Source organism: Bacteroidales bacterium (assembly GCA_041671145.1).
Lineage (GTDB): Bacteria > Bacteroidota > Bacteroidia > Bacteroidales > JAHJDW01 > JAQUPB01.
Genome location: JBAZBZ010000052.1, coordinates 1 through 15090, shown reverse-complemented (window position 1 = coordinate 15090; position 15090 = coordinate 1). Strand labels below are relative to the sequence as shown.

The following is a 15090-nucleotide window of genomic DNA, read 5'->3' as shown; positions in this document are numbered from 1 at the left end:
TTTTCGTAGTCTTTTTTTCGACAGGGTTGAGTCTTGAGTTTTGTCATTGTTTCCGTTTTATTGGTTAATTTTTAGTCAACCGATTTTAGGAAATGACACTGTATACAGGGGCAATTACAGTAAAACATATGGATTCTCTGTTCGTTGCTTGAGGGATTAATATATTATTTTGTTTTATTTGTAATGAGAGTTTTGCTATACTTCACGGCAAATTCATATTAAGCAAACAATATAATAGTAATTAAGGAACTCTATAAAAATTTTTATAATAACTTATTATGAAAAATATTTGTTTATTACTTATTATATTGATTTCATTTAAATCGAATGCTCAAATAATTCCCGATTTTGCTATACCCGATACTGTTTGTGTTAACGAACCCATTAATATAGTTAATAACACCACAGGAGCAACAACTTATAAATGGAATTTTTGCAAGGCAAGTATTAATCCGATATTAAAAGAACAGGCAAATTTGGGCAATCCTCAAAATTATCTAGATTATCCCAATGATGTATGTTTTGTTATTGATAATAGCAATTATTATATATTTATTCCGAATCAGGGTACCAGCTCAATTATTAAAATAAATTTCGGAAACAGTCCGAAAAATAATCCGATTTCTGTAACTGATTTGGGAACTTTCGGCGGAATACTTGGAAATCTTGTTGATGGAATGCAGATAATAAAAGAAAATGGCAACTGGTACGCTATATTGACTAATGCTAACAATTCGAGTAATTATAGTATCGTTAGATTAAATTTTGGAAATTCAATTAATAATATTCCAACTGCAACAAATCTTGGTTCTTTGGGAATAACATGGGGGCAACGACCTCATGGAATACAGTTGATAAAAGAAAATAATAGCTGGTATGGGTTTGTTACAAATTTAAATTCAATTGTAAGGATAAGTTGGGGGAACAGTATTATGAATACGCCGACTGCTGTTGATTTGGGAAATATAGGAAATTTGAACCCAAGCGAAGTACAAGCTATAACAGAGAATAATATAAAATACTTATTTATTACAAATAGCCCTACCAGCAGTATTTCAAGATTAAATTTCGGAAATTCATATTCCAATGCACCAACAGGGGTTAATTTGGGTAATATTGGAGGTTTGATAAATAATGAGTTGGGGTTAAGAATGATAAAAGACTGCGATCACACTTACGGATTTATTTCAAATTACAGTTCAAATAATATTCTATTGCTCAATTTTTCAAGCGGATTGGGTGGTTTTCCTACAATCAGTGTTGTTTCGGGCACTTATGCCCTTGACCGCCCTCATAGCTTATCCAACTTTTTAAGATATGGTGATTCGTTGTATGCTTTTCATTCCAATTATTATGGAAATAATATCGTACGTTTCATTTTGAATGCTCCGACTTGCAATAATTCATCCATCCCTTCTTCAAACCTTCAAACTCCCCCTCCATTTTCATATAATAAAGCGGGGACATATACAATAGAATTAGATGTTGATGAATGTTTATCAACCCAAGCCAGTATTTGCAAAGAAATTGTAGTAATTCAGCCAAATATTTATGTAAATAATCCAGCAACATGCAGCGGGCAAGTAATAACATTAACAGCCAGCGGAGGAGTTAATTATGATTGGAGTACAGGGCAAAATGGAAATTCAATTACTGTTTCTCCCACATCAAATACTACATATACTGTAACAGGTATAAATGCAAACGGATGTACCAATACAGCAGAGGCAACAGTAACGATAAATTCAACAATTTCAATAAATACAACAACCCCTGCAATTTGCAACGGAAATACAACAATAGTTTCCGCATTTAACGGAACGCAATACACATGGAATACAGGAGGAACGACATCGGATATTACAGTAACCCCAACCACAACTACTACATATTCTGTAACAGGAATAAATGCACAAGGATGTTCAGGAACAGGACAGGCAGTAGTAACAGTATATCAAATACCAAATATAACAACAACAGGAAATACAATATGCTATGGCACAACAGCAAATATAAATGCAAACGGAGGAACAACATATATATGGAATACGGGATCAACTGATAATCCATACAATGTCAGTCCAACAGCAACTATAACATATTTTGTAACAGGTACGGATATTAATGGATGCACAAATATTGCACAAGCTACAGTCGTAGTATCACCCCAAATGTCTGCAAATATTATAAAAACGGATGCTACATGTGGCTTGCCTAATGCTTCGGCACAAGTTACCGGCAACGGAGGTATTCCTTTCACTACGGGTGAACCATATACTTATTTATGGAATCCCGGAGCATTTACAACAAATATCATAAACAATGTTTTATCAAAAACATATAGTGTTACTGTAACAGATTCAATAGGGTGTACAGCAACAGCATCTATTGTAATTGGAGATAATCCACCTATAATATTATCAACAAATCAGACCTCTGCAAGTTGTTTCCCTGATGGAACTGCAGATGTTAATGTATTTTCAGGTACTCCTCAATATACTTATACATGGAGTACAATACCTCCACAATATACACAAACTATTTCGGGTATTAATTCGGGACAATATACCGTAACTGTTATTGACAGCAATGGCTGTTCGGCAGTTGCAAGTGTAACAGTACTTGAAAATAATCTTTTATCAGTTTCGACTTCTTCCACTCCTGAACATTGCGGACAAATGGACGGAACAACTACTTTAAATGCTTCTGGTGGTAATCCTTCTTTATACACTTATCTCTGGGATAAGGGAGGAGCAACACAAACAATAACTAATCTTACACAAGGATCATATGTTGGAACTGTATATTATGGAACATGTGAAATTTCGGCAACAGCAACGGTACTGGAAAAACCAGGTCCACAAGCCGATTTCACATACACTCCTTCTGTACTTGATATTCTTGAAAATACCACTGCATTTTTTAATGATATGTCAACCTCTGGTGGACAGCCCATTGTTCAATGGCACTGGAATTTCGGCAACGACAATTCTACCGCCGACATACGACTGCCAAAATACACATTCAAATCTGCAGGAACTTACACTGTTTGTCTAAAAGTTACCGATTCTGAAAACTGTTGGAACTTAATATGCAAACCAATTGTTGTTAAAGATATTTTTAATATATACATACCGAACGCATTCAGTCCGAACTCAGATATGCTTAATGAAGGTTTCATTCCTAAAGGGTACCGCATTGACCCGACCGGTTTTACTATGATAATTTTCAACCGATGGGGTGAAGAAATATATAAAACCACTGATTTAAATGGCTCGTGGAATGGAAGGTATTTTAATACAGGTGAAATAGTGCAGACAGGTGTTTATGTTTACAGAGTTGTAGTAAAAGAAAGGGACAGCAGTTCTAAACATGAATTTATAGGTAAGGTAAGTGTGATAAGATAAATTCAATAACACAACTTTCAATTTTAGGGCTCAAAAGTGAGTTCTATGAAAATCAGTATTTACCCTAACTCTAAAGGGAATCCTGATTTTCAGAAACTTATCCCTTTAGGGTTGGGGCAAAAAGTTTCTGGAAATCAAAGCACACTGACTTTTTGATCCTCTTGATTTTCGTATTTGTAAATTAATAAAATTGATTTAAGTTTGCAACAGATATAAAAAAACACAAAAAATATTTAAATAACATGTTAAAAACAATAATAGTAGAAGACGAATCAAAATCAAGGGAACTTATAAGAAACATTCTTAATCAGTATTGCAGTTCTATTGTTACAATTGCTGATGAAGCAAAAAATGTTAAATCGGGTATCGAAAAAATTTTGAAACACAAACCCGATTTAGTTTTGCTTGATGTTAATCTGCCTGATGGCACAAGCTTCGATATTTTAAATACCATTCAAAACATTAATTTCAAAATAATTTTCATAACTGCTTATGAAAAATATGCAATACAGGCAATTAAATTCAGTGCGTTGGATTTTATTGTAAAGCCGGTTGATTACAAAGAGCTCATTGCAGCGGTTGAAAAAGCCAACGAATCATTCCTTTCCGATGAATACAGATTAAAAATTGAAACCTTGATTAATAATACAAATGGTGTTTCGCGTCAAAATAAAAAAATAGTTTTAAAATCATCAAATAAGATTAATATTATTAGCGTAAATGAAATAATTCGTTGCGAATCGAAAAATAATTATACAATGTTTTATTTAAGCGATGGTTTAAATATTTTAACATCTACAACATTAAAAGAATATGAGGAATTGCTTTCATCTTTCGGTTTTCTGCGAATACATCAGTCGCATTTGATAAATATTGATTTTGTGAAAAGTTATGACAAAAAAAGAGAATCAGTTCAAATGAAAGATGGTTCCAATGTTCAAACTTCCGGCAGAAAAAAAGATGATTTGATTGAAATATTAAATAAAATGTAGAAATTGTTTTGTCAAAATAAAAATGCTACATATTATTCTCTTATTTTCTTTTTTAAGGTGCTAATGATACCGTCCCTACAGCAATCTGGATTGGTGACTATTATTTTTTGCTACCAAAACATTAAATCAACAAACTCCACAAAAATAGAATTCATAATAAATGACTATGAATTTAAAAAAAAAGAGTAACTTTAACCTGTATTTTTCACAGGTTGGACTAAGGTGAGCTTTAACCCAAATTTTATGAATTAATCGGATTAGAGAATCAAATCCTACAATTAATTTTTATGTTAAAAACAATTATCGTAGATGATGAACCAAAGTCGAAAGAACTGCTCAGAAATATTTTAAAACAACATTGCAGTTCAATTGTTTCAATTGTCGATGAAGCAACAGATGTTAAATCGGGCATTGAAAAGATTTTGAAACACAAACCCGATTTGGTTTTTCTTGATATTAATCTGCCCGATGGCGACGGATTTGATATTATTAAAAAAATAAAGAATGTTGATTTTAAAGTAATTTTTATTACAGCGCACGAAGAACACGCTGTGCAGGCAATTAAATTCAGTGCATTGGATTTTATCGTAAAACCTATTGTTAATGAAGAGTTATTTGCTGCTATTGCAAAAGCAAGCGAGGTGATTAAATCCGGAGAATATCAAATGAAAATAAAAACACTTATAGATAATTTCAATGCAACTTCACTTTTAAATAAAAAAATTGTACTAAGCACAACAGATAGTATGAATATAGTAGATGTAAGCGATATAAACCGTTGTGAATCCTTAGATAATTACACTTTATTTATAATTAAAAACGGATTAAAACTTATAGTTCATAGAACATTAAAAGAATACGAAGAACTATTATCTTGTTATGGTTTCTTTAAGGTGCATCAATCGCATTTGGTTAACATTAATTACATTCAGAGTTTTGATAATAAATTCGAACTGTTGCAAATGAAAGATGGGTCCAGTATAAATGTTTCGCGAAGAAGAGAAGAGTTACTTGAAATTTTAAGGAAAATATAATTTAATGTCAGTTCTCAATAGATGAAAAAGGATCAAGCAAAAAAGTTGGGGAGCATGGCAGATATTTAATAAAGATTTTATGTGAAATTTCACAGAGATTCCTCATCCGTCGGTTGGCGGACGAGGAATCTGTACTGAATTATTTAAAAAGTATTATAAAGGGTTTCTATTAGTAAAGCTTTTTAATTTGTACTTTTGTCTTTTCATTATTCAATGAAACCAGCCGGAAAAATATTTGTTGAGATTGTTGTTGAAGGTATGCACTGCCACAACTGCGCATTAGGAATAAAAAAACAACTTGAAAATATAGGTTTTGCTGATGTTGATGTAAACTTTGCTTCAGGCGATGTTACTTTCTATTCCGAAACAAATGAAAAAGTTGAACTTGCAGTTAATAAAATAAATTCCCTTGGTTACAAAGTTATATCAACTCCTGAAAACATTGAGTCAGCTAAACATTCATGGTTTGATATAAAAAAGAAATTTTATTTCTGTTTAATATTTACTTTTCCTTTATTGCTCTCAATGTTTCTTCCTTTTCATTTTTTTCACAATCCGTATACACATTTATTTTTAACATTACCTGTTTTTATTGTTGGAGCTGAGCATTTTGGCAAAAGTGCTTACAGCTCAATTAAAACAGGAATTCCGAATATGGATGTGCTGATAATTCTTGGTTCGGGAGCAGCATTTATTTATAGTTTAACAGGATTAATTCTAAATCTTGGTGAAAACTATTTGTTTTTCGAAACATCGGCAAGCATAATAACATTAATTCTTCTAGGAAATTTACTTGAATATGAATCAGTAAAAAAAACAACATCATCAATAAATGAACTTGTAAATCTTCAGCAAATAACAGCAAAAAAAATCATAATTTCCGGTGACAATAGAAATGAAAGTATTGAAGAAATTGATGCGACAAAAATACGCAAATCAGATTTGCTCTTAATAAATACAGGTGATAAAATTCCTGTTGATGGCTCAATATATTGGGGTGATGGATATATTGATGAGTCAATGCTCACAGGAGAGAGCACACCTGTATTTAAAAAAAATAATGATAATGTAATTGGCGGAACAATTTTAAATTCGGGCAACATAAAAATAATCGCAACAGCTATAGGAAATCAAACCGTGCTTTCACAAATCATCAAGCTTGTAAAAAATGCCCAGCACGACAAACCTGCAATGCAAAATCTTGCCGATAAGATAAGTTCAGTATTTATTCCTGTTGTAATTGGCATTTCGGTGATAACTTTCATAGTTCATTTATTTATTAATGCCGTCGGATTTCAGGAATCGTTGCTGCGAAGTATTGCTGTACTTGTAATTGCCTGCCCATGCGCATTAGGACTGGCAATACCAACTGCAGTAATTGTCGGTGTGGGCAGGGTTGCGAAAAACGGAATTTTAATAAAGGGCGGAAGCGTAATGCAGAATTTTGCTAATATCAGAAAAATTGTTTTTGATAAAACAGGAACATTAACAACAGGCAATTTTAAAATAAAAAAAATAGAATGTTATGGTAAACCGGAAGAAACGGTAAAATCAATAATAGCCGGTATGGAAAAATATTCTACACATCCAATAGCAAAATCCATTACGATTGAATTAAAAAATACAGAACCACTTTGTTTTGAAAAAGTTAATGAAATAAAAGGAATCGGTTTATCTGCCGAAAGTGCTGACGGAAAAAAATACCAAATTGGCTCATATCAAATGGTGAAGGATTTAACAACCGACTTTTCACATAATGTATATTTAATCGAAAACAACAAAATAATTGCAACCATTGACATAGAAGACGAAATAAAACCGGAAGCAAAACGAACCATAGAAATACTGAGAGCAAAAGGCATTGAACCTATTTTGCTAAGCGGTGATAAAAAAGAAAAATGTTTTGAACTTGCAGCTAAAGTTGGAATTGAAAAAGTTTATTATGAAAAACTTATTACCGAGAAATACAAAATAATAGAAGAATTGTCGAAAGAAAACAAAGTTGCAATGGTTGGCGACGGGATAAATGATGCACCTGCCCTTGCAAAAGCAACTGTGGGAGTTTCATTAAGCAATGCCACACAAGTTGCAATTCAGTCGGCACAAATCATTCTTTTAAACGGTGATTTAAGTTTGCTTTTAAAAACATTGGCGATAAGTAAAAATACAATGGAAACAATAAAGCAGAATTTATTCTGGGCTTTCTTTTACAACACTATTGCAATTCCCATTGCTGCTGCCGGCTTCCTGAATCCGATGCTTGCAGCAGGAGCAATGGCATTTTCCGATGTATTTGTTGTTCTTAATTCCCTGCGGTTAAAAAGCAGAAAAATTGACAATTGATTTGTATTTTTGTTCAAAATTAATTTTAAAATTTTTCTCAGAGATTCCGTGTTAATATTAAAATTTATTTTTTATGATTTCTTTTCTTTGCGCCTCTGCGTCTTTACGAGAAATATTTTTTGTCTCGCAGAGGTACCAAATAATCGCAGAAAGCAAAATTTCGCATAACTTTAAACATTAGACTTTAAACTTTGAACTTTTTAATTAGAATTATCTTTTATAAAAATCAATAATATTTTCGCATATATATGATATTTCATCGGAAGTTATTCCATAAAATAAAGGTAACCTTAATAATCTTTCACTTTCTTTGGTTGTATAAACATCCTCTCCGTTAAACCTGCCGTATATGGCACCAGCTTTGGAACTATGCAAAGGAATATAATGATAAACAGAAATAATGTTTTTTGTTTTAAGAAAATCCATGAGGCATTTTCTTTCATTAATATTTTTCGTTTTAATATAAAAAATATGTGCGTTGTGAATGCAATTTTCGGGAATAATCGGAACTTCAATAATTTTATTATCGGCAATTTGTTTTAAATTTTCATAATAATAATTCCAGCTTTTCATTCTGTTGTTTGTGATTTCATGAGCATTTTCAAGTTGTGCAAACAAATATGCAGCATTGAACTCACCCGGTAAATATGATGAGCCAATATCAATCCATGTATATTTATCTATTTCGCCTCTGTAAAACCTCGAACGATTTGTACCTTTTTCTCTTATAATTTCCGACCGTTCAAAGTATTTTTCATCATTAATTATTATAGCTCCACCTTCACCGCATGTCAGGTTTTTTGTTTCATGAAAGCTAAAGGCACCAATATCACCTATTGTTCCAAGAAATTTATCTTTATACTTCGCCATAAGTGAGTGTGCTGCATCTTCCACAACAATCAAATTATATTTTCCGGCTATTGATAAAATTGTATCCATTTCACAGGCAATTCCTGCATAATGCATCACAACTATTACTTTTGTTTTTGGCGTGATTGCAGATTTAATTAAATCTTCATTTAAGTTCATTGTATCGGGATTAATATCAACAAATACAATTTTTGCTCCTCTGAGCACAAAAGCATTTGCAGTTGAAACAAAAGTAAAAGACGACATAATTACTTCATCACCTTCTTTAATTTCGGTAAGAATTGCAGACATTTCAAGAGCATGAGTGCATGAAGTTGTTAAAAATGCTTTTTTGCATTTTGTTTTTTCTTCAAACCATTTGTTACAAAACATCGTGAATTCACCATCACCGGATAGTTTATTACTCTGCAACACTTTTTTTAAATATTCGATTTCGTTTCCCAAATAACAGGGTTTATTAAATGGTATCATTTACTTTCAGGTTTAGTTTTCTTGCAGCCACTATTTAAGTATCCAAATAATTTTTTTATTTTGTTCATCAACAATTTTCTTTTCAATATTTAATTTGTCTTCGGGTATTTTGCAGGAATAATCCATTAAAATTAATTTTATATTAAATTCCTTAATGAATCTTATTCTGCTTTCTTCGATAGAAACGAACAAATTATTTTTTTTGAGTTCATCAACATAGTGCCCGAATGGGTGAACATTAAAATAATAATTATCAATATTGTCGTTTACTTTCTTACAAGAATACGGATTATTAATATTAATTAATCGTTCAAAACCGAATAAAATCATATATTTAGGTGCAATTGTATAATCCAACATATAAAGATAATATTCTTTAAATCTGTTTTCGTCAATAAATGAAGCAATATTTGTTTCAGTTGGAAATTTCGAAATTTCCTTTCGAACCAAATTGAAGTTATTGCTTTTATCTATTGCATAACACCATCTGTAGCGTTTAATAGCAGTGTATTGTGTATAAAAAGCATACAAAAAAATAACCAATAAAAAATATATTTTAGACTTTTTATTATTATTAAAACTCACGAAAATTATCAATAAAGAAAAATAAAAAATAATTAAAAGCAAGGGTAATAAGTCCTGAAAAATTTGCTTTGAATCTATAATTTTGTCATTCAGAGAAGCCGTAAGCAGTCCTGTTGCTATAACAGACAAAGCAAATATTAAAATATTATAATTGTACGAATTACTTTTGCAAAATGCTTTTATCCTTTTAAAATAAACAAGTGGAATTACAAAAAATGGAAAACATATAACAATTAATTGTATAACTGGAATAATAATAGAACCAATAATTCTTTTAAAATCTATAAAATAAATTTTGCCATAAAAAAAAGTATAAACATAACTGCCTTTTCTAACATAATTCTGAGTATTTGGGTCTCCAAATAATTTATAAAATAAAATGCTGAAAACAGTAAAAACAAACAAATAAATTAGTATGCTTTTTATTTCATTAGCTTTTATTTTTTTATAAATAAGCCAGAGGCAAATCAAAATAAGTCCTCCCAAAATACCGGGAAATACTCCTATTGAAGTAATAGCGCATGCTGTTAAAAAACACAAACCGAAAGTTATATTATTGCGGATTAATAAATTCAATGATAACAAACCAAATATGTAAATAGGGCAGTATTTGCATCCAAATAATGAAAAAACAGAAATATTTGTGTAAAAAGTATTATATTTTAAAATTGATGATTTCTCGTAAAAATTAAAATAAACTCCATCAATTAGTAATAAAATAAAGCAAAATATTATGCCATAAAAATTAACTTTTCCAATATGTTCAATTAAAGAAATTATACCGATAAAAATTATTAATATTAATATTGGATAAGTCATAAATATTAATGATAAGTACGAATACACTCCAAAAACGTTAGAGAGAATTCCATTGAGCCAAAGTTCAAAGTAGTGATATGGTACAATTTTGTTCGAAAATGCGGAAAACAATAAATCCAATACTCTGTTGCGGTTTTCTATTCCGGATTTATCAATACAGTATGCTACGTTGCTATTAAAAAAATGGTCGGGATTAGGCATGTAAATGTTCAACTTATAACCAAGAAACAAATACCCCTGATACAAATATACCGGTATGAAAAGAATAATTAAAATTAAAATATTTTTTAAAAAGCTCCTGAAATCGAAAGTGATTTTATTGTTAAATAACTTATGTCTGTTAGATAGTTTTTTATAAATAAAGAAAACAAACAACAATAAAAACAGAACATTTATTGTTTTGAAAGAGGTTCTTATTATCGCATAAAAAACAACAATAATTGTAATACCGACAACTAATTCAAGAAAAAGATTCAAATATTTTTTTTGTTTATTATAAATTTCTGTTCTAAAAACAGAAAAAAATAATTTTCCGATTCCCATAAATAAAATAAGCGCAATTATTCCGCAGAAAAAATTCTTTAACAGTAAAAACAATATTTCGGATTTATACATCTTTTAATTTTTTTTTAAAATTACTGACATTAATTTATATATTAATTACGGTTTGCATGAAAAGCATAAAATAAGTTGTACTACAAAAATTCAGTTTCATTTTTCAAACAAGAATTTACTTTAATATCAATATAATTTTTTTATTCTGTTCATCAATAATTTTCTTTTCTATATTTAATTTGTCTTCGGATATTTTGCAGGAATAATCCATTAAAATTAATTTTATATTAAATTCATTAATGAATCTTATTCTGCTTTCTTCAATAGAAACAAATAATTTATTTTTCTTTAATTCTTCAATGTAATGACCAAATGGCTTAGTATTGAAATAATAATCATCAACACTCTTGCCTTCTTTCATATAAGAATAAGGGTCATTAATATTAATCAATCTCTCAAAACCGAACAAAAGCATATATGTTGGTGCAAGAACAATATCAAGATAAAGATGGCATTTTTTAAATTTATTTTCATCTATAAATGAAGCAACATTAGTTTCGGGTGAAAATTTTGAAATTTCATTTCTAACCGAAATAAAATTATCATTTTTATCTATTGCACAAAACTGCTTGTAGCGTTTAAAAACATTATATTGAGTGACGAAAGCATATAAAAAGACAATTATCAAAAAATATATTCTGAATTTTTTATTATTATTAAAACTCACAAAGATTATCAATAAGGAAAAATAAAAAATAATTAAAAGCAAAGGAAGTAAGTTATTGAAAAACTCTTTTGAATTTATGATTTTATCATTCAAAGCAGCAGCAATAAGTCCTGATGCTAAAAACGACAAAACAAATATTAAAATATTATAATTATATAAATTGTTTTTGCAAAATACATTTAATCTTTTAAAATAAATAAAAGGAATAATAAAAAACGGAAAGCATATAACAATTAATTGTATAATAGGAATGATAATAGTAGCAATAATTCTTTTAATATCTATAAAATGAATTTTGTTGTTAATAAAAGCATAAACATAACTGTTTTTTCTCACATAACTCTGAGTATTCGAATCGCCAAATAATTTATAAATTAATATATATGAAATAAAAAAAATAAATAAAAAAATCAGTACGCTTTTTATTTCATTAACATTTATTTTTTTATAAATCAACCATATACAAATCAATATCAATCCACCAATAACACCGGGAAACACACCAATAGAAATAATTGCACAAGCTGTTAATAAAAACAATCCGAAAGTTATATTTTTCCTAATTAATAAATTCAATGATAATATACCAAATAAAAAAATAGGGCAATATTTGTATCCAAGTAATGAAAAAGCAGAAATATTTGTATAAAAAGTATTATTTCTTAGGATTTCCGATTTTTCGTAAAAATTAAAATAAACTCCATCAATTAATAATAAGACAAAGCAAAATATTATGCTATAAAAATTAACTTTTCCAATATGTTCAATTAAAGAAATTATACCGATAAAAATAATTAATATCAATATGGGATAAGTTATGAATATTAATGATAAATATGAATATACTCCAAAAACATTAAAGAGAATTCCATTGAGCCAAAGTTCAAAAAAATGATAAGGTGCAATTTTATTTAAAACCGATGGAAATAATAAATTAAACTCTATGTTGCAATTTTCAATTCCCGTTTTGCTGATGCAATATGATATATTACTGTAAAAAAAATGGTCGCTTTCAGGATAAGGTGTATGAAGAATACTCAAATTATGTCCAAGAAATAAATATTCCTGATACAAATAAACAGGAAAGAAAAGAATGATTACAGTTAAAATGTTTTTTACAAAGTCACGAAAATCGAATACGAGTTTGCTATTAAATAACTTATGTTTGCCCGATAATTTTTTGTAAATAAAAAAAATAAATAAAAGCAGAAATAAAATATTTATTGTTCTGAAAGTGGTTCGTATCATTGCATAGGAAGCCACAATAATTGTAATACCGGCAACTAATTCAAGAAAAAGATTTAAATATTTTTTTTGTTTATTATAAAGTTCCGTTTTAAAAATTGAAAAAAACAATTTTCCGGTTCCCATAAAAAAAACAAGAGCAATTATTCCGCAGAAAAAATTTTTTAACAGTAAAAACAATATTTCAGACCTGTCCATTTACTGATTTTTCTTTTCAAGTAAAACAATATTTTCAATATGGTGTGTATGAGGAAACATGTCTATTGGTTGAATTTTAACGATTTCGTAAGAATCTGCAAGCAAAGCAATATCTCTTGCCTGCGTAGCTGCATCGCAGCTTACATAAATTATTTTATTTGATGAAATCTTTTTTATCTGTTCTACCACTTTTGGATGCATTCCTGCTCTGGGCGGATCTGTAATAATTATATCAGGAGCACCATTATTTATAATAAATTCATCATTCAGGATTTTCAAGACATCACCGCTATAAAAATAGGTGTTTTCAATTTTATTAATTTTTGAATTCTCTTTAGCGTCTTCAATAGCAGTATCCAAATATTCAATTCCAATAACTTTAATCGCTTGAGCAGCAATAAAATTAGCAATTGTCCCTGTTCCTGTGTATAAATCATAAACGACCTCATTATTTTTTATGCCAGCAAACTCTTTGACTTTTTCATACATTTTTAATGCCTGTTTAGAATTTGTCTGAAAAAAAGATTTTGGACCTATTTTAAATTTCAAATCTCCCATTTGTTCGGTTATGTATGACTTTCCCCTATATGCAATTATTTCCAAATCGGATATGGTGTCGTTTTTTTTCCCGTTTATAACATAATTTAAAGAAGTTATATCAGGAAATTTTTCATTCAAATTATTCAAAAGTTTTTCAATATTTTCTTTGTTCTCATAATAAAAAGCCAGTATTACCATTACTTCGCCAAGGTTTGAAGTTCGGATAATTAAAGTTCTTGAAAATCCCTCGCCTTTTCGTATATCAAAAAACTCAAGATTATTTTTTTGCGCATACTCTTTTATGAATTGCCTTATGTCATTTGATGGTTCTTTTTGCAAATAACATTTTTTAATATCAAGTACTTTGTCAAAATGTTTTTTTATATGAAAACCAAGTCCACTGAGGTTTTTCGAATCTCTATCAATCAAATCATCTTCTTTTGTGAGAAAGCGGTAATTTGAAAAACTAAACTCAAGTTTATTGCGATAAAAATAAACTTCATCGGAAGGAATTATAGTTAAAACTTCAGGAATTTCCATTTTTGCTATCCTTTGAAAATTATCTTCAACCTGTTTTTGTTTAAATATGAGTTGTGCTTTATAATCCAGATTTTGCCATCTGCAACCGCCGCAAATTCCAAAATGCTCACAAACCGCATCTACCCTGTCGGGTGAATATTTTATAAAATTACCAACCTTTGCCTCTGAAAAGTTTTTCTTTTCTTTAAAAATAATTAAATCAACTATATCGCCTGGGACAGCATTATCGATAAAAATCACTTTCCCGTCAACTCTTGCAATTGATTTTCCTTCTGCTGCAAAATCCGAAACCGAAATGTTTTTAATTATTTTATTATCCATTTTTTCTTTTATTATTCACAAAATTAATGAAAGTTTTTTTAATCTGCATTATTTATAAATAGTTCAAAGAGCTATTTTGTAAATTACAATGAGAAATCCTGATATGCGATAAATACGAGGAAGAAGAAAGAATTTCGAAATTTGTCATTCGATGTTTTTTCTCATGCAATCAGCCAATAGTCATTGGTCATTAAAAAAATCGAGATATGAAAAAATCATACTTCGTACCTCATCCTTCTTTTCATTTCGAATATATTTCCTATTTTTACATTCTAATATTTTTATTCATGAAAAAAAATATTTTCACAACAACCATATTTCTTCTTACATCATCATACCTCATACTTCATACTTCTTTTTCTATCGCAACCGAAAAAGTTCCATTCACAAAAGAACAAACAAGAACAATTGACAGCTTGAGGCAGGTTTTAAAAACGTCTGTT

Annotated in this window: 9 protein-coding genes; 5 read left to right on the top strand and 4 right to left on the bottom strand. The window is 29.5% G+C overall.

Going from position 1 to position 15090, the window contains the following annotated elements:
• Positions 1-278 precede the first annotated feature (278 nt).
• From WC223_12790 to WC223_12775, 4 genes are all read left to right on the top strand, one after another.
• Positions 279-3407, top strand: coding sequence for a gliding motility-associated C-terminal domain-containing protein (locus WC223_12790; GenBank protein MFA6925114.1), 3129 nt, complete (start codon positions 279-281; stop codon positions 3405-3407).
• Between the two features lie 242 nt (positions 3408-3649).
• Positions 3650-4399, top strand: coding sequence for a LytTR family DNA-binding domain-containing protein (locus tag WC223_12785; GenBank protein MFA6925113.1), 750 nt, complete (start codon positions 3650-3652; stop codon positions 4397-4399).
• 287 nt (positions 4400-4686) lie between these two features.
• Positions 4687-5433 (top strand): LytTR family DNA-binding domain-containing protein, encoded by a 747-nt coding sequence (locus WC223_12780; GenBank protein ID MFA6925112.1) that lies wholly within the window; start codon positions 4687-4689, stop codon positions 5431-5433.
• Between the two features lie 213 nt (positions 5434-5646).
• Entirely contained in the window at positions 5647-7776 is a 2130-nt protein-coding gene (locus WC223_12775) for a cation-translocating P-type ATPase (protein ID MFA6925111.1), read from the top strand.
• Between the two features lie 210 nt (positions 7777-7986).
• Here WC223_12775 and rffA read toward each other — a convergent pair whose 3' ends face one another.
• From rffA to rlmD, 4 genes are all read right to left on the bottom strand, one after another.
• A complete protein-coding gene (gene rffA, locus WC223_12770) occupies positions 7987-9117 on the bottom strand; it encodes a dTDP-4-amino-4,6-dideoxygalactose transaminase (GenBank protein ID MFA6925110.1) in 1131 nt (376 codons plus the stop codon).
• 30 nt (positions 9118-9147) lie between these two features.
• Positions 9148-11136 (bottom strand): hypothetical protein, encoded by a 1989-nt coding sequence (locus WC223_12765; protein MFA6925109.1) that lies wholly within the window; start codon positions 11134-11136, stop codon positions 9148-9150.
• Positions 11137-11251: 115 nt separating this feature from the next.
• Positions 11252-13246, bottom strand: a complete 1995-nt coding sequence (locus WC223_12760) for a hypothetical protein (GenBank protein MFA6925108.1) — start codon at positions 13244-13246, stop codon at positions 11252-11254.
• Positions 13247-14647, bottom strand: a complete 1401-nt coding sequence (rlmD, locus tag WC223_12755) for a 23S rRNA (uracil(1939)-C(5))-methyltransferase RlmD (GenBank protein MFA6925107.1) — start codon at positions 14645-14647, stop codon at positions 13247-13249.
• 206 nt (positions 14648-14853) lie between these two features.
• On the opposite strand from rlmD, the gene WC223_12750 reads away from it, so the two are divergent.
• Positions 14854-15090, top strand: a 237-nt coding sequence (locus WC223_12750) for a hypothetical protein (protein MFA6925106.1), incomplete at its 3' end; no start/stop codon positions are given.

What these genes read in the sequence shown, in the direction of transcription:
- WC223_12765 (MFA6925109.1), bottom strand. Translation starts at nt 11,136, where the DNA reads ATGTATAAATCCGAAATATTGTTTTTACTGTTAAAGAATTTTTTCTGC.
- rlmD (MFA6925107.1), bottom strand. Translation starts at nt 14,647, where the DNA reads ATGGATAATAAAATAATTAAAAACATTTCGGTTTCGGATTTTGCAGCA.
- WC223_12760 (MFA6925108.1), bottom strand. Translation starts at nt 13,246, where the DNA reads ATGGACAGGTCTGAAATATTGTTTTTACTGTTAAAAAATTTTTTCTGC.
- WC223_12785 (MFA6925113.1), top strand. Translation starts at nt 3,650, where the DNA reads ATGTTAAAAACAATAATAGTAGAAGACGAATCAAAATCAAGGGAACTT.
- WC223_12790 (MFA6925114.1), top strand. Translation starts at nt 279, where the DNA reads ATGAAAAATATTTGTTTATTACTTATTATATTGATTTCATTTAAATCG.
- rffA (MFA6925110.1), bottom strand. Translation starts at nt 9,117, where the DNA reads ATGATACCATTTAATAAACCCTGTTATTTGGGAAACGAAATCGAATAT.
- WC223_12780 (MFA6925112.1), top strand. Translation starts at nt 4,687, where the DNA reads ATGTTAAAAACAATTATCGTAGATGATGAACCAAAGTCGAAAGAACTG.
- WC223_12775 (MFA6925111.1), top strand. Translation starts at nt 5,647, where the DNA reads ATGAAACCAGCCGGAAAAATATTTGTTGAGATTGTTGTTGAAGGTATG.